The organism is Fusicatenibacter sp., assembly GCF_050872605.1.
Classification (GTDB): Bacteria; Bacillota; Clostridia; order Lachnospirales; family Lachnospiraceae; genus Fusicatenibacter.
Window position 1 is genome coordinate 41,126 of sequence record NZ_JBNMHD010000014.1, and the last position, 20,416, is coordinate 61,541.

16 protein-coding genes and 1 tRNA gene are annotated in these 20,416 nt (G+C 47.2%); 15 read left to right on the forward strand and 2 right to left on the reverse strand.

Annotation, left to right across the window (positions count from 1 at the left end; all coding sequences use genetic code 11):
• Positions 1 to 6 precede the first annotated feature (6 nt).
• The gene (locus ACY2VT_RS06245; protein WP_461879288.1) at positions 7 to 1,260 is read right to left on the reverse strand and encodes a lipopolysaccharide biosynthesis protein; all 1,254 of its coding nucleotides are present in this window, start codon (positions 1,258 to 1,260) and stop codon (positions 7 to 9) included.
• Positions 1,261 to 1,899: 639 nt separating this feature from the next.
• On the opposite strand from ACY2VT_RS06245, the gene ACY2VT_RS06250 reads away from it, so the two are divergent.
• The 4 genes from ACY2VT_RS06250 (at position 1,900) to ACY2VT_RS06265 (ending at position 5,364) form a co-directional block, all read left to right on the forward strand.
• Positions 1,900 to 3,333, forward strand: a complete 1,434-nt coding sequence (locus ACY2VT_RS06250) for a DUF2142 domain-containing protein (protein WP_461879289.1) — start codon at positions 1,900 to 1,902, stop codon at positions 3,331 to 3,333.
• 145 nt (positions 3,334 to 3,478) lie between these two features.
• Positions 3,479 to 4,285: a glycosyltransferase family 2 protein gene (locus ACY2VT_RS06255; protein ID WP_461879290.1), complete on the forward strand. Its 807-nt coding sequence runs from the start codon at positions 3,479 to 3,481 to the stop codon at positions 4,283 to 4,285.
• Positions 4,282 to 4,968, forward strand: a complete 687-nt coding sequence (locus tag ACY2VT_RS06260) for a glycosyltransferase family 2 protein (protein ID WP_461873259.1) — start codon at positions 4,282 to 4,284, stop codon at positions 4,966 to 4,968. The genes ACY2VT_RS06255 and ACY2VT_RS06260 overlap by 4 nt, the downstream gene beginning before the upstream one ends.
• A 39-nt stretch (positions 4,969 to 5,007) precedes the next feature.
• Positions 5,008 to 5,364, forward strand: a complete 357-nt coding sequence (locus tag ACY2VT_RS06265; protein WP_461879291.1) for a DUF2304 domain-containing protein — start codon at positions 5,008 to 5,010, stop codon at positions 5,362 to 5,364.
• A gap of 71 nt (positions 5,365 to 5,435) precedes the next feature.
• On the opposite strand, the gene ACY2VT_RS06270 is transcribed toward ACY2VT_RS06265, so the two are convergent.
• The gene (locus tag ACY2VT_RS06270) at positions 5,436 to 6,743 is read right to left on the reverse strand and encodes a D-alanyl-D-alanine carboxypeptidase family protein (protein WP_461879292.1); all 1,308 of its coding nucleotides are present in this window, start codon (positions 6,741 to 6,743) and stop codon (positions 5,436 to 5,438) included.
• Positions 6,744 to 6,936: 193 nt separating this feature from the next.
• Between ACY2VT_RS06270 and ACY2VT_RS06275 the strand changes: the two genes are divergently transcribed.
• The 11 genes from ACY2VT_RS06275 to ACY2VT_RS06325 all read left to right on the forward strand — a co-directional run bounded on the left by ACY2VT_RS06275 (position 6,937) and on the right by ACY2VT_RS06325 (position 20,393).
• The gene (locus ACY2VT_RS06275; RefSeq protein ID WP_461879293.1) at positions 6,937 to 8,808 is read left to right on the forward strand and encodes a glycosyltransferase family 2 protein; all 1,872 of its coding nucleotides are present in this window, start codon (positions 6,937 to 6,939) and stop codon (positions 8,806 to 8,808) included.
• Positions 8,796 to 9,770 (forward strand): glycosyltransferase family 2 protein, encoded by a 975-nt coding sequence (locus tag ACY2VT_RS06280; protein ID WP_461879294.1) that lies wholly within the window; start codon positions 8,796 to 8,798, stop codon positions 9,768 to 9,770. The genes ACY2VT_RS06275 and ACY2VT_RS06280 overlap by 13 nt, the downstream gene beginning before the upstream one ends.
• A gap of 150 nt (positions 9,771 to 9,920) precedes the next feature.
• Complete coding sequence (locus ACY2VT_RS06285; RefSeq protein WP_461879295.1) at positions 9,921 to 11,330, forward strand: undecaprenyl-phosphate glucose phosphotransferase; 1,410 nt, start codon at positions 9,921 to 9,923, stop codon at positions 11,328 to 11,330.
• 18 nt (positions 11,331 to 11,348) lie between these two features.
• Entirely contained in the window at positions 11,349 to 12,545 is a 1,197-nt protein-coding gene (locus tag ACY2VT_RS06290) for an LCP family protein (RefSeq protein ID WP_461879296.1), read from the forward strand.
• 22 nt (positions 12,546 to 12,567) lie between these two features.
• A complete protein-coding gene (locus ACY2VT_RS06295) occupies positions 12,568 to 13,521 on the forward strand; it encodes a glycosyltransferase family 2 protein (RefSeq protein ID WP_461879297.1) in 954 nt (317 codons plus the stop codon).
• A gap of 173 nt (positions 13,522 to 13,694) precedes the next feature.
• Entirely contained in the window at positions 13,695 to 15,521 is a 1,827-nt protein-coding gene (gene glmS, locus ACY2VT_RS06300; RefSeq protein ID WP_461879298.1) for a glutamine--fructose-6-phosphate transaminase (isomerizing), read from the forward strand.
• 146 nt (positions 15,522 to 15,667) lie between these two features.
• Complete coding sequence (locus ACY2VT_RS06305) at positions 15,668 to 17,389, forward strand: S1C family serine protease (protein ID WP_461879299.1); 1,722 nt, start codon at positions 15,668 to 15,670, stop codon at positions 17,387 to 17,389.
• A 225-nt stretch (positions 17,390 to 17,614) separates the two neighbouring features.
• Positions 17,615 to 19,051 carry an ATP-dependent Clp protease ATP-binding subunit ClpX gene (gene clpX, locus ACY2VT_RS06310; RefSeq protein ID WP_055227551.1) on the forward strand — a complete coding sequence of 479 codons (1,437 nt, stop codon included), beginning with the start codon at positions 17,615 to 17,617 and terminating at the stop codon, positions 19,049 to 19,051.
• An 80-nt stretch (positions 19,052 to 19,131) separates the two neighbouring features.
• Positions 19,132 to 19,692 (forward strand): zinc-ribbon domain-containing protein, encoded by a 561-nt coding sequence (locus ACY2VT_RS06315; RefSeq protein WP_461879300.1) that lies wholly within the window; start codon positions 19,132 to 19,134, stop codon positions 19,690 to 19,692.
• On the forward strand, positions 19,689 to 20,147 hold the full coding sequence (locus ACY2VT_RS06320; protein ID WP_055227548.1) for a signal peptidase II: 459 nt from the start codon (positions 19,689 to 19,691) through the stop codon (positions 20,145 to 20,147). Before ACY2VT_RS06315 ends, ACY2VT_RS06320 begins: the two co-directional genes overlap by 4 nt.
• Before the next feature lie 162 nt (positions 20,148 to 20,309).
• Positions 20,310 to 20,393, forward strand: a tRNA-Leu gene (locus ACY2VT_RS06325).
• Positions 20,394 to 20,416 lie beyond the last annotated feature (23 nt).

Genomic DNA, 20,416 nt, shown 5'->3' on the forward strand with positions numbered 1-20,416 from the left:
GAAAAATTAGAGGGAACACCGTTCTTTCCGGTAATAGAAGACGATGAACAGAAGAAAAATGAGAAACAGGATAGCGTCCGAACACGTATAGGCCAGTGCGGCACCCATCAGTCCCATGCTTTTTACGAGAACCGGAGAAAGCACAGTGGCGAAGAGACTGGCAAGACCAAAGCCCCAGAGCATGGCGTACTGATGACGCATGATGGTAAGAATCACCTGGTCGATGACGGCAAGGGCAAAGAAACCGCCGCCGATCAGAAGGACATCCAGGACGGCAGAATACGAATTCAGGTTCACGCCGAACACGATGGAGAGAACCGGACAGCCAAGGAACGCGCCGCCAAGAAGAATCACAAGAGAGATTCCAAGAGCGGCAAGGTGCATCAGAAAACAGTATTTCAAAAAAGCCTGATTCTTTTGTTTTTCCCACAGAACCGTGAGCTTTACCAGCACCGGCTGAAGAACGAATCCCACAAGCAGGTTGATGACAAAGCACGGCATGAACAGATACGTGTAATATGCCTGCATTGTACTGCTCAGATACGAGTCGATGGCATATTTCGGTGCATTTCCAAGGTAGATCAGCAGAAAAGCGCCGAGGCAGAGCGGAAAACATTCCACCAGAAGGCGGCCGATCGAAGCCAGGGAAAAAGACCGGACGGAAAAAGAAAAAGCACCTTTGGTAAGGAACAGAAGAAGGATCAGCACAAGTGCGGAAACAAGAATGGAAGCGAGGATAGCTGCCATAACACTTCCGGAAACCAGCAGAGTGACAAGAAATGCAGTGCAGTACGCAAAAACACGCAGAAAAAGAATCTTTCCGCTGATGTCGAGACGCCCATTCCGCTGGAAGAAACCGCCGTACAGATCATCCACAGCATCGGTCACCTTCAGAAGACATAAGAAGACAACGATCAGTGCCTTTTCCATATAATAGCCTTTGGCAGCGACAAACAGAATCGTGATCACCATCATGGCAGTGCTCGTCAGAATACGGGAGCCGAGATAGGTGCCGAACTGGTACTTGTCTTTGATGTCGGTTGACTGAAAATTACGCATGCCGTAGTTTCCGATACACAGCATCATCTGCGCGGTTGAAAAGCCGAGCGAAAAAATACCGGCGTCCTCTGTGCCGGCGATTCTTGTGACAAACAGTAAAAGAATAATGGAGACGACAGAGTTCAGACCGCTGGCCATCAGATTCCAGAAGACAGCAGCTTTTTCTGTTCCGCTCTTGGGATATAGTAGAAAGTTTTTCATAAAGAAATCTCCTGTGAGTTTGTTTTTTGATGTCATCTGGCATTTTATCATATCCATTGTGCAAAGTAAATACAGGAAAGTTGTAAGGGAACGTTATTGACTACTTTGCATGAGCATGGTATGCTAAAAAGCAACTATACGATTAAGGAAAGGAAGGCAGATGAACAGGTGAAGGTTCAAAAAGGAAGGCTGATAAAAGAAATTATTATTGTACTGTTATGTATGGTTCTTGGAAGTACATTAATAGAACTGGGGGCTAATATCAGGTCCATTGGCAAGGGAAAACAAAGTACGGTAGTTCCAGATGAAAGTATAACATTAGAAGGATTTGTCAGAGAGGGAGGCGGATATTATTTACAAAGTGGTGAGGGAGTATTAAGATGTGAGTTAAATGGTGAATATCTTAAAAAGTTTATCTATGATTTCGATACCAAAGATTTAGTTGATGCCAAGATTACGGTCGGATACGATAATTCGATGGGAAAGGAAGAAACCGTAACAATAGAGGACAGAAATCCGATTTTGCTGACCAGATCTGTTGTGAATGTTGGAAAAAAGGCAAAGTGGCTTCAGATCTCTTTGTCAAATATTGGAAGCGGAATCCTTATCAGAAACATAGAAGCAGGCAATCCGTTTGAGATGAATAAATATAGAATTTTCAGCAGTAATATTCTGATTCTGGGAATCTGTCTGCTCGTTATTTTCAGAAAAAAAATAGGAAAAGAAATAGAGTATGGATTTGCTGTTATAGCATTAGCTCTTGGAATTGTTTTTGTGATTTCTATCCCGACAAATAAAATTGGATGGGACGAAGAAACACATTTCAAACGGGCGTATGAGATGTCTTTATATCCGGGGGAAGAAAAGGTTTCAAGCGAAATAGCAGGTCAGTTCCGTGTAGATACTTTTTATAACTACCCATATTTTCAGCCGCAGTCTTATGAGGAAAAGCAGAATCTGAATGGACTTATGAATTATTATTATAAAGATGGCGATCATGCTGTAACAGTAAAAGGCAAACTCTGTGGAGTATACACGCCGGGACTGGTGCCGCAGGCGCTGGCAATGAAAATTGCACGGGCGATGGGAATGCCGTTTGACTGCATTTTTCTGGCTGGAAGATTTGCAGAATTGCTGGTTTATGTTTTCGTTATGTTTTTTGCGATCAGAATCATTCCGATGGGAAAAAGAATATTAACTTTTATTTCGCTTACCCCAACATCGCTTTTTCTGGCTGTGACTTACACGTATGATACGGTTGTTTTCTGCTTTATTTCGCTGGCATTTGCGATTATGATGAGGGAATGGCTGGATGAAGAAGAAAATGTAAATATGAAACGGATGCTTCTTGCGAACGCATTTCTGATCATTGGATGTCTGCCGAAAGCGATTTATGCACCGGTAGCTCTGATCCAGACATTAATTCCGGCAAAACGATATGAAAATAAGAAAAAGAGAAATCAGATGATGGTAGTGGCAGGTATTGTGTTCCTGCTTTTGCTGGCATCGTTTGTTATCCCGCAGATGTTAAACCCGAGTGCGATGGAAGACGTAAGAGGAGGAGCAAATGTGGATTCCGGACAGCAAATGAGTCTGATTTTGACACATCCGTTTGCATATGCAGGGGTTGTATTAAAGAATATTTGGACCAATTTGACGGATTTTGCTTTTGCAGAAGCATGTTACAGACTCTTAGGCCATCTGGAGCCGGCACCGTTTCAGTATCTTATTCCAATTCTGGTGGTATTTCTGATTGCAACAGACTATACAGAAAAACTGAACAAGAAGATAAACTGGAAACAGAAAACGGGAATCTTAATTTTCCTTGGAATGTCAGTGGTGCTTATCTGGACGGCGCTGTACGTTGCGTTTAATGCGCCGGGAAGTACCAGCATAGGCGGAGTTCAGGGAAGATACTACAGACCATTACTGTGGATGCTGTATCTGGTTTGCAGCAATAATTTTGTTGAAGTAAAGGCATCGAACAGACAGTATAATCGGTTTGTGTTAGGAGCAGGCATGCTGGTTTCGGGTGTTACGATCTGGCAGATTTTTCGTATGTTCTGCATCTGAGAGAGCATAAATCAGGAGGGAGGAAAATAGGAAACCTCCCTCCATTTCTATTGTTTGGAAATACGGGGATTCTTGACAAAAACAGAAAAATACGTTAAAGTATGCAAAGAGTCAATATGAGAAAAATAATGTGAGGGTAGTTTTTATGCAGTATAAAGGATCAGATCATACATTTGTTATTTGTGCCTACAAGGAAAGTCCGTTTCTTGAGGAGTGCATCATGTCTCTGAAAAAACAAAGCATACGGTCTAATATTATTCTTGTTACATCAACACCGAATTCGCTGATACAATCTCTGGCAGATAAATATGAAATCCCGTTTTACATCAACACAAAAGAAAAAGGAATTACGCAGGACTGGAATTTTGGCATGGAATGTGCCAAGACAAGCCTTGTCACAATTGCACACCAGGATGATACGTATGAGCCGCAGTATGTAGAGACGATGCTGCGCGAGGTCAACCGGGCAAAGCAGCCGCTTATTTTTTTCTCTAATTATGGAGAACTGCGCGAAGGAAAAAAGGTAGATGAAAACAAACTTCTGAAAGTAAAGCGCCTGATGCTGAAACCGCTGGAACTGTCAGGACTTTGGAATAGCATTTTTGTCCGCAGAAGAATTTTATCCCTGGGAGCACCGATCTGCTGTCCGTCCGTAACGTATGCGAAGAACAACCTGAAGCTTCCGGTTTTCCAGGCAGGATTTCGAAGCTGCGAAGACTGGGAGGCGTGGGAAAAACTCTCCAGAGAAAAAGGTTCGTTTGTATACAGCAAGGAAATTCTGATGCATCACCGGATTCATGCAGGATCAGAAACCTCCATTATTCTCGGGGATTCTGCTCGAAAAGCAGAGGATTATCAGATGTTCTGTAAATTTTGGCCGAAATTTCTGGCGAAGATCCTGGTCAGAATCTATTCCACAAGTGAAAAATCAAACGAATTGGAGAAAAAATGAAAAATCTGATTATTATTCCTGCATACAATGAGCAGGAGAGTATTGAAAAGACGGTAGAAGACATCAAAGCAAATGCGCCGAGTTTTGATTATATTGTGGTCAATGACTGCTCAAAAGATAATACCGGAAAGATCTGTAAAGAAAAGAAATACAACGTCATCAATCTGCCGGTTAATCTTGGAATTGGAGGGGCGGTCCAGACGGGATACCGGTATGCATGGAAGAATGGTTATGAAACAGCTGTGCAGGTGGACGGCGACGGACAGCATGATCCGAAGTTTCTGGAAATGATGCTGACGTATCTGGAAAAAGAAAATGCCGATATGGTCATCGGATCCCGCTTTATCACGAAAGAGGGCTTTCAGTCATCAGGACTCCGCCGTGTAGGAATCCGGTATTTTACCTGGTTGATTCACCTTCTGACGGGAAAAACGATTACGGACCCGACATCTGGTCTTCGTATGGTAAATCGTTCCGTAATCCAGCAGTATGCGTCCTGTTACCCAAAAGACTATCCAGAACCAGAGAGTGTTGTGACAATCCTGAAGGAACGGAAAAGAGTAGAGGAAGTGCCTGTTATCATGCGGGAGAGAGCCGGAGGTGTTTCGTCGATTTCTCCGATGAAATCGGTTTATTACATGATTAAAGTTACACTTGCGATTCTGATGGAAAAAATACGATAAACGTACGATGAAAAAGAAAAAGACAACAAGGAGGAAACTATGCAAGTTCGGTTACAGATTGTATTCGGAATTGTCCTGCTGCTGTTTATGATTGCAGTTGTTCATATGATCCGAAAAAGATACCTGGAAATTAAATATGCGCTTTCCTGGTTCCTGACATTGGTGTTTTTGATGGTTGTAGATGTCTTTCCTGGTATTCTTTCCCATGTAACAGCATGGGTTGGCGTGGAACTGCCATCGAATATGCTGTTTATTTTAGGATTTTGCTTTTTGATGGGAATTGTGCTGAATCTGACGGTGGCATTATCAAAACTTTCCGTTCAGAATAAGACTTTGATACAGGAAGTGGGAATTCTGGAAAAAAGAATTCGTCAGTTAGAAGAAAAAGAAAGATAAATTGAAAAATTCAGGCTGAATTATAAAACCCCGGATTCGTGTGGAATCCGGGGTTTTATAATTCAAGATCTTTATTTTCTGCGTTTTTTTCTGCGTCTCCGTCTCTTTTTGTTTCGCTGGATTACTGCAATGATCAGAATCAGAATAGCAACGGCATTCAGACCGATCAGAATGTAAAGCGGAGAGGAGAGGGAGCCTGTGGAGAAACCATCGCTGCTGTCCGCTTCCGGTGTTACAATTCCGGTTGGATCTTCTTCAGAAGAAGAGGAAACAGAAGAGGAGGAACTGTCAGCGGAGGAGCCGCTTTTTACAGAAACCTCTGCGGTTCCGATCGGGTGGCCGTCGTAAAGATACTGGCGGGTAAAGGTTTCCTGATCGGCAGCATCATCCGGGTCTGTGTAGGTGGCACTTTTGAGTTTGGCATCCTTCGGAAGCGATATGGTTCCGGAAAGAGATTCCTTTTTGGTGTCTTTTAAGGTATAGTGTGTAAAATTGTTAAAACCGTAATCAAACAGAGAACGGGTGTCGGTAATATAATCAAGGTTGTCGCAGGTCAGAACGACGCAGATCAAAGTAACGTTATTTCTTTTTGCGGCGGTAACCAGCGTATTGTGCGCTTCATCGGTATAACCGGTCTTTCCGGCGAAAGCACCCTGATAGCCATAGGTAGGATCATCCTGAAACAGCATCACATGATGATTCTGAAGCTGACGCGGGGATGCAGTCATATTGGTCGGCTGAATGGTATAGGACAGGTCAGATTCAACGCGGAGGAAGGTCTCGTTTTTGATCGCTTCCTGCATAATCAGTGCCATGTCGTGGGCAGTGGTATAATGATTCGGATCCGGCAGACCGTTTGGATTGGTAAAATGCGTGTTCGTGCAGCCAAGTGCAGCGGCGCGTTCATTCATCATATCAGCAAACGCCTCCACGCTGCCGGCGATGTCGATGGCAAGCTGTGTGCAGACCTCGTTGGCAGAGGCAAGAAGAACGGCATGGAGCGCATCCTCCACCGTGATGGTTTCGCCGAGCTGAACATCAATCCGGGCATTTCCCGGGATCGATTCGCTGACGGCCTGCTCTCCGAAGGTAACCGTATCGGTCGGCTGTCTGTTTTCGGCGACAAGCAGTGCGGTCATGACTTTTGTGATGCTCGCAGGATAGCGCTGCTCGTCCATGTTGGCATCGAAAAGAATCGCACCAGTGTCGGCATCCATCAGACAGGCTGCACCGGAATTGGTAAGGGGGGCCTCCGGCCAGGCAACGGAAGTTTTTTGATCCGAAGCGGCGAGAAGCGGTTGCGTTGAAAAGACAGTAACAAAAACAAACGTGAGCAGCAGACACAGGAACGTGCGCACTGCATGGGATTTTCTGTACATAATCACTCCTTCTGATCCGGCAGGCCAGTGCTGTTATCCGGCGGGCGGATCTTTCTAAAACATATAAGACACACTTTCTTTATTATAGCATAAACCCGATGGGGAAGAAATACATAAATTCTTAATATTTTCAGTCGGTATTTGCAAATTACATTAAAATAGGGTATAATGCGATCAAGTTCACACGGAAAAAATGGAAAAACCGCAAGGAGTTAAAAAAGTGTCAAATATGAAATGGCTCCGTTTTATACGGAAATTGAAACCTTACAACATACAGAAGGGACTGCGTTACCTGAAACATTATGGCCCAAAGGAATTCCTGATCCGTCTTTCGGAGCGGATGGAGCCGGAGGAGGTTCCGTACGGACCGTGGCGGGAGCAGTACTGCGCAAAAGAGGAGGACCTGGCGCGTCAGAAAAATCATAAATTTTCTTATTGTCCAAAGATCAGCGTTGTTGTTCCGGCTTACCGTACACCGGAAATTTTTCTGCGTCAGATGATCGAGTCCCTGGAAAAACAGAGTTATGAAAACTGGGAGCTGGTGATCGGAAATGCCAGCCCGGAGGATGAGACGATGGCGCGCATCCTGGAAGAGTATACCGGAAAAGACCCGCGCGTAAAGAACGTTCCGATTCCGGAAAATATCGGCATTGCAGAGAATACAAATGCAGCGCTTGCCGCAGCAGCGGGAGATTTCGTCGGTTTTATGGATCACGACGATCTGCTTGCGCCGGATGCGCTCTTTGAAATTGCCATCCGTCTGGAAAAAGATCCGTCCATCGATGTTTTCTATACCGATGAGGATAAGGTGCGGACCGATCTGTCCGAATATTTCCAGCCGCATTTCAAACCAGATTTCAATCTGGATCTGCTGCGGTCAAACAATTATATCTGCCATTTCTTCGTTGTACGGCGGGAGATTGCGGAGAAAACCGGCGGCCTTCGTCCGGAATACAATGGGGCGCAGGATTATGATTATATCTTCCGCTGCACGGAAATGGCGGGAAAAATTGTACACATTCCGAGAGTTTTATATCACTGGAGGGTCCACAGCGCTTCCACCGCAGACAATCCGGCAAGCAAGCTGTACGCGTATGAGGCCGGAAAAAAGGCAATTGAGGGAAACCTTGCGCGCTGCGGCGAAGAGGGAACCGTCACACTGCGTTCGGATTATGGTTTCTATGATGTGGATTATAAACTGCGGGGAACGCCTCTGGTTTCGATTCTGATCCCGAACAAGGATCAGGCCGATACGTTACACACCTGTCTGGAATCCATTAAGAAGAAGTGCATGTATCCATCCTATGAGATTCTGATTATTGAGAACAACAGCACTGAGGAAGCAACGTTTTCCTATTACAAAGAACTCGAAGCACAGGGCATCCGTGTCCTGAAGTATCCAAAACAGGGCTTTAACTATTCTGCGATCAATAATTTCGGCGTCAAAGAGGCAAAGGGAGAGTATCTCCTGTTTCTCAATAACGATATGGAAATCATCACACCCGATTTTATGGAAAAGATGGTGTCCAATCTGCAGAGACCGCAGATCGGGGCGGTCGGCGCGAAGCTGTATTACCCGGACAACACGGTGCAGCATGCCGGTATCATCATCGGTATCGGCGGCATTGCGGGCCACGCCTTTTTAGGACTGGCGCGCGGAAGAAGCGGCTACCTGCATAAGGCATCGCTCCAGATGAATGTGAGTGCGGTGACAGCAGCGTGCATGATGATGAAAAAAGAGGTCTTTGAGGAGGTCGGAGGCTTTGAAGAAGAACTGTCCGTCGCTTTCAATGATGTTGATCTGTGCCTGCGCATTGGAAAAGCAGGTTATAAAATTGTATACAATCCGCACGTGGAGCTGTACCATTATGAATCGAAATCCAGGGGAGCAGAGGATGACGAGAAGAAGGTGCGCCGCTTCCAGTCGGAAATCGAATTTATGCGCAGCCGCTGGATTGGGCTGTTAAAGGCAGGAGATCCCTGCTACAATCCAAATTTAACGCTGGCATCGTGGAACTATGGACTGCGTGCCGACGGCAGGGGAGTAAAACCATGGACAAAGTAGCAGTTGTAATACCAAATTATAATGGATACCGGTATCTGGAGACGTGCTTTGCAGCGCTTGCAAAGCAGACCTTTACGGAATTTACCACATATTTCGTGGACAATGGTTCACAGGATGAGAGCTGTGCGTTTCTGCGGGAACACTACCCGGAGACGAAAATCATCCAGCTCGATGATAACTATGGCTTCAGCCGTGCGGTCAACGAAGGCATCCGCCGATCGAAGGAGCCGTATGTGATCCTTTTAAACAACGACACCGAAGTGTTCCCGGACTTTGTCGAGCGCCTTTATGAGGGAATCTGTAAAAGAAAGAATGCGTTTGCATGCAGTGCAAAGCTGATTTCCTATCAGGAGCGTGATAAAATCGACGATGCGGGAAATTACTATAATATGCTGGGATGGGCATTCGCAAGAGGAAAAGGAAAACCGGTCAGTGAATTTGAAACGTCCGACCGGATTTTTGCGGCCTGCGCCGGAGCAGCGATCTACCGCCGGGAATTTCTGGAAAAGACCGGACTTTTTGACGAAGAACATTTCGCTTATCTGGAAGATACCGACATCGGCTATCGTGCGCGGCTTTTGGGCTACGAGAACTGGTATGAGCCGTCCGCGAAGGTTTACCACGTCGGAAGCGGAACGAGCGGCTCCCGGTATAACCTCTTTAAAATCCGTTATTCTTCCAGGAACAATATTTATCTGATCTATAAAAATATGCCGGTTTTACAGATTTTGCTTAACCTGCCGGCCTTTATCCTCGGTTTTTCGGCAAAACTGGTCTTTTTTGCATCGAAGGGATACGGAAAAGAATATCTGGCAGGAATCAAGAATGGTTTTTCCATCTGCCGGAAGCCGGAAAACAGAGCAAAAAAGATCCGTTTCGAGTGGAAGCGCCTCGGCACGTATTTTGTCATCGAAGGGGAGCTTTTTATCAATGTGTTCCGGAGATTTCTGGAGAGGGCATAAGGATTCTTTCAAAAAATTACGAAAAAGTTAAAAAGTTTACGGAAATAAGAAGAATGTTAGAAAAATATGATTGCTCTTTTTTGGAACTTATTGTATAGTTAGGGGTAGGGAATTTTTAAATCCCGAAAAAAACAGATAAGGTGAACGAATTTGATTAACGATAATCAGAAATATTTTGACCGGATGCACGTTCTGATCGATGCCCTGGTGCTTGCACTTTCCTACGTACTGTCCTGGTACTGCTATGTGCGGCTCGGCGTTATGAACAATCATCCTGAGAGGGGAATTCTGCCGCCGGCGACGTATATGATGGCATTGCTCTATATCGTACCCGGCTATCTGCTGCTCTACTATGCATTCAATCTCTATGCATCCAAGCGTTTTCAGGGAAGACGCCTGGAATTTGCCAATATTTTAAAAGCGAATACGGTCGGATTTCTGGTCTGGCTGGCAAGTCTTTACATGGTGCGCCAGATCCATTTTTCCCGTGGTATGCTCTGCATCTTCTTTGTGCTGAATGTAACGCTGGAAACCATCGTAAGAAATCTGATCCACTATATCTTAAGTAATATGTGGAAGCATGGCCGCAACCAGAAACAGATTCTGATGGTCGGCTACAGCCGTGCGACCGAGGAATACATCGACCGGATCATTGCAAACCCGGAGTGGGGGTATCTGGTCCGCGGAATCCTCGACGACCATGTCAAAGCGGGAACGATGTACCGCGGCGTCAAGGTCCTTGGAAGAATCAATAATCTTTCGGTCATTCTGCCGGAAAACAAACTGGATGAAATTGCCATTACCCTTGGGCTGAACGAATACTTCCGCCTGGAAGAGATCGTTGCCATGTGTGAAAAATCCGGTGTACATACCCAGTTTGTACCGGATTACCACAACATCATTCCGACAAAGCCGTATACCGAAGACCTGCAGGGACTTCCGGTTGTTAATATCCGCTATGTTCCGCTTTCCAATACGTTCAACGCGATGCTGAAACGGATTGTGGATATTTTCGGCGCACTCGTGGCGATTGTTCTGTTCTCGCCGGTGATGCTGTTTTCGTGCCTTATGATCAAACTGACCTCACCGGGTCCGCTGATCTACCGGCAGACACGTGTCGGGCTGCACAACAAACCGTTTGAAATGTACAAGTTCCGTTCGATGGAAGTTCAGACGGAGGAGAAAGAAAAGAAGGCATGGACTGTGAAAAATGACCCGCGTGTAACGGGATTTGGAAAATTCATGCGTCATACCAGTATCGACGAGCTTCCGCAGCTCTTCAACATCTTAAAAGGTGATATGAGCCTGGTCGGACCGCGGCCGGAGCGACCTTTCTTTGTGGAAAAATTCCGGGAGGAGATCCCGCGTTATATGGTAAAACATCAAGTGCGTCCCGGTCTTACGGGATGGGCACAGGTGAATGGATACCGGGGGGATACTTCCATCCGAAAGCGTATTGACTGTGACCTGTATTATATTGAAAACTGGACACTGGGACTTGACTTTAAAATCCTGTTTCTGACCTTTTTCAAAGGATTTGTGAACAAAAACGCTTACTAAAAGATAAGGGGAAAAAAGATGTCGAAGAAGAATTACAAAAAGAGCAGAAAATATAAAAAGATGCGCCGGAGAAAAATTATTTTTGGAGTGGAGATCGCGGTATTGCTGATCCTTTCCGGGATTCTTTTTGTTTATGCGTGGATCAACCGTTCTATGGATCAGATGAACCAGGACACGCTGGATACCTCTCAGATTCAGATCAACAGTGAGGTCGAGGCAAATACCGATCTTTCGCAGATGTCCGGTACACAGGTCATTGCGCTGGTCGGCGTGGATGCCAGAGGTGTGAAAGGCTCCGAGCTGGCAGAGAGTATGAACAGTGACACCATTATCCTGTGCTGCATTGATCACGACAAACAGGAAATCCGTATGGTGTCGATTATGCGTGACACCTGGATGAATATGGCGAAATATACCGACGAATATTATGAGTTTGACAAAGCCAATTCCGCCTATAACCGCGACGGCCCGGAGAGTATGCTTTCCATGCTGAATACCAATCTGGATCTTGCACTGACGGATTATGTCACCGTAAACTTCAAGGCACTTGCCGATGCGATTGATGTCCTGGGCGGTCTCGACATCGAGATGACAAATGCAGAGTGTGTTCACGCAAACAACTACAACAGAGAAGTGTCGGAAGCACAGGGCGTAGAGTATGAAGCGATTCCGTATGATGAGGACCTCTGGGATGATTACAGCGAAGTCCGTCATGTCAGCGGTGCGCTTGCTACCTCCTATGCGCGGATCCGTTACGGCGGCGGTGACGATGCAAAACGTACCAGCCGTCAGCGAATCGTCATCAATCTTATGGTACAGAAGATTAAACAGAATCCGACCAAGATTCCGGAAATTCTGGATAAGGTGATGGGAAATGTCAGCACCAGCCTTACCAAAAGCGAGATTCTGGAGCTTGGCATGCATGCGGTGACGTACAAAATGGGAACATCTTATGCATATCCGTTCCAGCTGTGTTATGGAGAAAATGTAGAAAACGCACTTGGCGTTGATGTTGTAATTCCGGTTACACTGGAACACAATGTAAAGGAACTGCACGCTTATCTGTATCCGACAATGAGCTATGATCCATCTGCAGCCGTTATAGAGTACAGTGACTATATTGCAAGAAAGAGCGGCTACGATGATGATATGATTGAGTATGTACTGAATCAGGGACCGGGCGCTGCAACAGATTCTGTGGTAGCAGGAGATTAAAATACAGGGAGAATACGACAAGATGAGTCAATATACCGTTGATGTCATGATACCAACGTATAAACCAGGGCAGGAGTTCGCAGAACTTCTGCCCCGCCTTTTAAAACAGACTTACCCGATCCGTTCGATCCGGGTCGTGAATACGGGGAAAAAGTTCTGGAATCCGGCGTGGGAGCAGCTTTCAGACAAGATTATGGTGGAGCATATTCAGCCGAGTGAGTTCGACCACGGCGGAACGAGAAGGGCAATGGCGGAGAGCTCCGATGCGGACCTTCTGCTTTTTATGACCCAGGATGCCATGCCGTACGATAACGAGTGCGTGGAACATCTGGTGGAAAAATTTTCGCTGCCGCATGTGAAAGCGGCGTATGCACGGCAGCTTCCGCGCGAGGACTGCCGTACGCTTGAGCGGTTTACGAGAGGGTTTAATTATCCGGAAGAGAGCGATATCAAGGATGCGGGCGATCTTCCGAAACTCGGCGTCAAAACATTTTTCTGTTCCAACGTCTGCGCAATGTATGACCGCGAAACGTATGAGGAACTGGGCGGCTTCGTGAAGAGCACGCTGTTCAATGAGGATATGATCTATGCGGGCCATCTCGTGCAGGCAGGCTATGCAATTGCCTATGCGGCGGATGCAAAAGTGGTGCATTCCCACAATTACGGCTGCATGGCGCAGCTTCACCGCAATTTTGATCTCGGCGTGTCCCAGGCACAGCACCCGGAGATTTTCGATGCGTATCCGTCGGAGGGAGAGGGCATCCGCATGGTGAAAAAATCGGCGGCTTATGTCTGCAGGATTCATAAACCATGGCTGCTTGTGACACTGTTTTTTCAGAGCGGGTTCAAGTATGTGGGATATTTCCTTGGAAAACGCTATCAGAGTCTTCCAGACGGCGTGATCCGCTGGTGTACGTCCAACAGGATGTGGTGGGAGTATCACGGAAAGAGAAGAAAAAAGCACAAACAAAAATAAATGAAAGTAAAAAACAAAATTGGAAAGTTTTTGTAAGTAAATACGAAATGCTCCATAAGGTTGACAAGGAACGGGGCAGCGTGGTAAAAGTGTAAAGAACAAGAAGCGAAGAGGCGGCATAACTTGAAAATAGAACAAGGGTGCCGCCTTTTACTGTTAGGAGGACAAAATCTATGTGTGGAATTGTTGGATATATTGGAACTCACCAGGCTGCCCCGGTACTGCTGGACGGACTGGCAAAGCTGGAATACCGCGGATACGACTCGGCCGGAATTGCTGTCTATGACGGAGAAAAAATCCGGATGGAAAAAGCGGTAGGACGCCTGAAAGTACTTGAGGAGCTGACACAGGACGGCGCAACCCTTCCGGGAACCGTCGGCATCGGCCACACCAGATGGGCAACCCACGGTGTTCCGTCCGATCTGAACGCGCATCCGCACTTTAACCACGATCATTCGATCGTTGTTGTACACAACGGCATCATTGAGAACTATCTGAAACTGAAGAAAAAACTCGCCGGAAAGGGATACGAATTTTTGTCTGAGACCGACACCGAGGTCATTGCCCATATGCTGGATTACTATTATAAAGGCGATCCGCTCGATGCTATTTCAAAAGTCATGCACCGCATGGAGGGATCCTATGGTCTTGGCATCATGTTCCGCGATCACCCGGATGAGGTTTATGCGGTCCGCAAAGACAGCCCGCTGATTGTCGGAACGAGCCCGGAGGGCAATCTGATCGCATCGGATGTCCCAGCTGTCCTGAAATATACAAGAGATGTCTATTACCTGGAAAATGAGGAGATCGTGAAACTGACCCGCGATGGCCTTCATTTCTACAACATCGACGAGGAGGAGCTGGAGAAAGAGGCAACCCACATCGACTGGGATATGAATGCGGCAGAAAAAGGCGGCTATGAGCATTTCATGCTGAAAGAGATGCATGAGCAGCCAAAAGCCGTAAAAGATACGCTGACTCCGCGCATTAAAAATGGTGACGTTGTGATCGAAGAACTCGGCATGACCGAGGAGGAAATCCGGGCGATCAGCAAAATCTTTATCGTTGCCTGCGGTTCCGCATACCACACCGGTGTGACAGCAAAATACGTCTTCGAAAAGCTGGCAAGAATCCCGGTTGAAGTAGATCTGGCAAGCGAGTTCCGCTACCGTGATCCGATTCTGCCGGAAAATACGCTTGTGGTCATCGTCAGCCAGTCTGGTGAGACGGCTGATACTCTTGCGGCTCTCCGCCTTGCAAAAGAAAAGGGCGTGCGTACCCTTGGTATTGTAAACGTAGTCGGAAGCTCGATTGCACGTGAGGCAGACAATGTCATGTACACCTGGGCCGGTCCGGAGATCGCTGTTGCGACAACGAAAGCGTACAGCACACAGCTTATCGCGCAGTATCTTCTGGCGATGAAGTTTGCCAAAGTACGCGGAACCGTTTCGCAGAATGACTTCGATGCGATGATCCAGAGTCTCGAGCGCCTGCCGGAGCAGATTTCGCTGCTGCTGTCCCACAAGGAGAACGTACAGCGTTTTGCCAACCGTTATCTTGCGGCAGAACACGTCTTTTTCATCGGACGCGGTATCGACTATGCGATCTCGATGGAGGGCTCCCTGAAGCTGAAAGAGATTTCCTATATCCATTCTGAGGCGTATGCAGCCGGTGAACTGAAACACGGAACCATTTCCCTGATTGAGGACGGACGCCTTGTCGTAGCCGTGCTGACCCAGCCGGAGCTCTACAAGAAAACGATCAGCAATATTCAGGAAGTGAAGACACGAGGCGCGTTTGTCATGGCGGTAACGACCGTCGGCAATACAGAAGTGGAAAAAGCAGCCGATTACGTAGTTTACCTGCCGGAGACAAATTCGATTTTTGCAAACTCCCTGGCGATCATTCCGCTGCAGCTCTTTGGCTACTACGTATCGATCGGCAGAGGCCTCGATGTGGATAAACCGAGAAACCTGGCGAAGTCGGTTACGGTAGAATAAAAAACCGCAGCATAAAATTCCTCTTTTTTCAAAATTATCACAGTTTCAACACAATTCTAACGTACAATAAGCAGTAGAAAATGAAGAAAGAAATAAAAGCACTGTGTATCGGTGCCTGAGATAGAAAAGAGAAAGAGGGATCAGCCATGAGTGAAGAGTTCAAAAAAGAAGAAATAAATGGTGAGGCAGCAGAGGAAACCAAAGCTGCAGAGCATACAGAAGAAGGAAAAGCAGAAACGACAGCAGAGCAGAGCACGGCAGAGACGGAAAAACCGCAGGAAACCGCAGAAGCGCCGAAGGCGGAAGAAAAGAAAACGACAACCTACAGCTGGGTGAATCCGAAAATCAGTGGAAAGACCGGCGAGGAGAATAACAGCGCTTCCTACACCGGAAAACCGGACCCGTCGGAGGCAAAGGCAGAGCAGACATCTTCTGCAAAGACAGAGCATTATCAGTATCAGTCACAGCCACAGAGTGCTCCGAAGCAGGAAAAACCGCAGTTTTCTGCCGTTCCGCAGCCGCAGGATCACAAAAAGAAAGCGAAAAAACCAATGTCAGCCGCAAAAAAATGGGGCATGACACTTGCCATGGCAGCGTGCTTCGGACTCGTGGCAGGCGGTGTTTTCATTGGGACTGCAGCAGTCGGTACGAAAGTGATCGGTACAGCGACAGAGCAGAAGCAGGAAGTTACAATTCCGACGACCACCACAACAACGGCAGCGGACAGCAGTGATACCTCCGATACCGTAAAAGCAACCGGCGAGATGTCCGTGAAAGATGTTGCATCGAGTGCGATGCCGTCACTGGTAGCCATCTCAACGACAACAGTGGAAGAAGTTGAGACGTTCTTCGGAACCACAAGCCAGGAAGTCCCTGCAAGCGGAACCGGCGTCATTGTCGGACAGAATGACGATGAGCTTCTGATTGCGACAAACAACCACGTTGTCAGCGGTGCAACCTCTCTTTCCGTCAGCTTCATCGATGATGAGACCGTAGAGGGCCAGATCAAAGGTACCGATGCGGACAATGACCTTGCTGTTGTCGCTGTCAAACTTTCCGACATCAAAGACGAGACAAAGAGCCAGATTAAAATTGCCGTGATGGGAAATTCCGATGATCTTGAGGTCGGCGATCAGGTTGTGGCAATCGGAAATGCGCTGGGAACCGGCCAGTCCCTGACGAGTGGTTATGTCAGCGCAAAAGACCGTACGATTTCCAGCCAGGATGAGAGCACCGGCGAGACGATTACCTCCGAAGGACTGATCCAGACCGATGCAGCCATCAACCCTGGAAACAGCGGCGGCGCCCTTCTGAATATGAACGGTGAGCTGATCGGTATCAACGAAGCAAAATACAGCTCCACACAGGTCGAGGGCATGGGCTTTGCGATCCCGATTTCGAAAGCAGAGCCGATTCTGCAGAACCTGATGAACCTGACAACAAGATACAAAGTCAGCGATGATGAGGCCGCTTATATCGGAATCAATATGGCAGATGTCAGCGCAGATGTTTCCCAGAACTACGGCATTCCGACCGGTGTCTGCATCATGAGCGTTGTAGACGGCAGTCCGGCAGCCGATGCGGGCTTCAAGAAAGGTGATGTTATCACCACATTTGATGGAAGAAGCATCTCGAACGCCAAAGGCTTAAAAGAGACACTGACCTATTATGCGGCAGGCGAGACTGTAGATGTCACCGTACAGCGTGCGGACAACGGCGAATACAAAGAAGTGACACTGACGCTGACCCTTGGCTCTGCAGCAGATATGCCGCAGACGAGCGGAAGCAGCAACGGAACAACAAACGATGGAACCGGAAGCTCCGATCAGAATGACCAGGGTATTCAGAATCCGTTTGGCAACAGATAAAACCTCAAAATAACTATTTCCTAAGAGAAAAAAGACGGACAGCACAGGAACACGAACGCCTGGCTGTCCGCCTTTTTCTGCATTTTTTGATATAATTTTTTGAATTTGTAAAATTCTTAAAAAAGTTGGTAATTTTTAAGAAAGTTTTTACTTGTGACCCTATGGCTTTTGGGCTATAATCAAGCTAGACCAAGCGATCTATTACAGAAAGGAATTTGAAAAACCATGTCAGAAGAGAAAGACAGAGTGGACGGTACCGCGGACGAAACGAAAGCGGAAACAAAAAGCTCTGACCATCATACAGAAGATACCTATGAAAAAGTCTGCTTCATGTGCCGCAGACCGGAAAGCAAAGCCGGAAAGATGATTACCCTTCCGGGGAACATCAATATCTGCCCGGACTGCATGCAGAAGAGCTTTGATACCATGAACCAGAACCCGGGCCAGATCAATGAGATGATGAACAATATGAACAACATGCCGAACATCGGCATGTTCGATCTCTCCGGGCTTTCCAACCAGATCCCGAACCGGCAGCGGGTAAAGAAAAAAGAAGAAAAGAAGAAAACAAAAGAATTTTCCATCAAGGACATTCCGCCGCCGCACCGGATCAAGGCGATGCTTGACGAATACGTCATCGGCCAGGAACGTGCAAAGAAAGTCATGTCGGTTGCCGTTTACAACCATTACAAACGTGTCTTTGCACCGCAGGACGGAAATGTCGAGATCGAAAAATCCAACATGCTGATGATCGGACCGACCGGTTCCGGAAAAACGTATCTGGTGCAGACGCTGGCACGCCTCTTAGATGTGCCGCTTGCCATCACGGACGCCACATCCCTTACCGAAGCGGGTTATATCGGTGATGATATTGAAAGCGTGGTATCCAAGCTTTTAGCGGCCGCAGACAACGATGTGGAGCGCGCGGAGCACGGTATCATCTTCATCGACGAGATCGACAAGATTGCCAAGAAGAAAAATACAAACCAGAGAGACGTCAGCGGAGAAGCGGTACAGCAGGGAATGCTGAAGCTCCTCGAGGGCAGCGACATCGAAGTTCCGGTGGGAGCCAACAGCAAAAATGCGATGGTTCCGCTCGAGACCGTCAATACCAGAAACATTCTCTTTATCTGCGGCGGTGCCTTCCCGGATCTGACGGACATCATCAAGGAGCGTCTGAACAAGACAGCTTCCATTGGCTTCCAGGCGGATCTGAAGGACAAGTACGATGGGGATAAGAACCTGCTGTCACAGGTGACCTTAGAAGACCTTCGGACTTTCGGTATGGTGCCGGAGTTCCTTGGCCGTCTGCCGATCGTATTTACGCTGGAGAGTCTCAACGAGGATATGCTGGTCGAGATCTTAAAAGAACCGAAAAATGCGATCCTGAAGCAGTATAAGAGACTGCTCGAACTCGACGAGGTGAAACTGGAGTTTGACGATGATGCGCTTCGCTCTATTGCAAGAAAAGCTCTGGAAAAAGATACCGGTGCGAGAGCACTCCGTTCGATCATCGAGGATTTCATGCTGGATATCATGTATGAGATTCCAAAGGACAGCAGCATCGGAGAGGTTATCATCACAAAAGACTATATTGAAAAGACCGGCGGGCCGACGATTCTCCTGCGCGGTCAGGAAGTTCCAAAGTTAGAGCAGAAATAAGGTAACTGGAAAACACAGCGGAGCGGATGTGAAACTGGCGTTTTCTTGAAATAAGAGATAAGAAAGAGAGGGTTTTAACTATGGCAGAGGATTTTTTTGGAAATTTAAGTAAAACACTGAAAAAAACAGTGGATACTGTGGGAAAGAAAACAGATGAATTCGTAGAAATTCAGAAAATCCGCACCCGCCAGCACGCACTCGAGGATCAGATCGAGAAGAATTACCAGGATATCGGACAGATCATCTACAACCGCTATCTGAACGGCGAAGCATTCGACGAGAATCTTGCCGGCATCTGCAAAGATATTACCGATCTGGAAAAAGAGATTGCAGACTGCAAAGAGGATGTGGCAAACAAGAGAGGTCGTATCGTATGCCCGGCCTGCGGTGCAAGTGTTCCGAAAGACGCAGCATTCTGTATGCGTTGCGGTGCTGCTATGCCGGAAAAAGAAGAAGAGCCGGAGGATGCAGAGTTCGTACACGTAAAACCGGAAGAGGAAGGCCAGGAGGAAGTATCTGAGGAAGAAAAGACCGCAGAGGAAGTTCTCAACGAAGAGCCGGAAGAAAAAGCAGAAGAAACCGAAACAGCAGCACCGGAAGAAGAGCCGGAAAAAGAAGCAGAGGCACCAGAAGAGGAATGATCTGGACTCTGCTGCCGGGAGCTGTTTTCCTTGCGGACGGACGCCTGAAAAAGAAGGCAGAAGAGCAGTTAAAGGAAAATGAGCAGATCCCGGTCTGCAAAGGACATATTGTCCTGCGGAAATGCCATAACCGCGGTGTAGCGGGCGGCGGCTTCGCGGACAGCACGAAGAAGGTGGAAATTCTCACCTTCTTTTTGCTGTCCGGACTGTGGGCGCGTCTCGGCGCGCTGGCGGGCAGACGTAAGTGTAAGGCGAAGAAGTTAGGGCTTGCGCTTACGATTGGCGGCGGCATGTCGAACTGGTATGACCGGCATAAGAGAGGTTACGTGACCGACTATGTCAGTTTCCGGTTTGGACCGGAGAAATTCCGCAGACTTGTGTTCAATGTTTCTGATTTCTGTATTTTCTTTGGACTTACGCTGCTGACGGCAATTTCCTGCCGGGAGTCCAGGTGATGCAGGATCTCCCGAAAAGCCCTGCAGAAGGCGGGCTTTTCGGGGCAAAAAAGAAAATTTGAAATTTTTTGAAAAAATTTGAAAAAAGCTGTTGACAGATTCGGAATCATCTGGTAATATATGTTTTGTTGAGCGGCACATGAGAGTCGCAAGACAAGAAATGCAGGAGTGGCGGAATTGGCAGACGCGCAGGCTTCAGGTGCCTGTGGTCGCAAGATCGTGTGGGTTCAAGTCCCATCTCCTGCATTATTTTTTTCGCTTTGCGTATC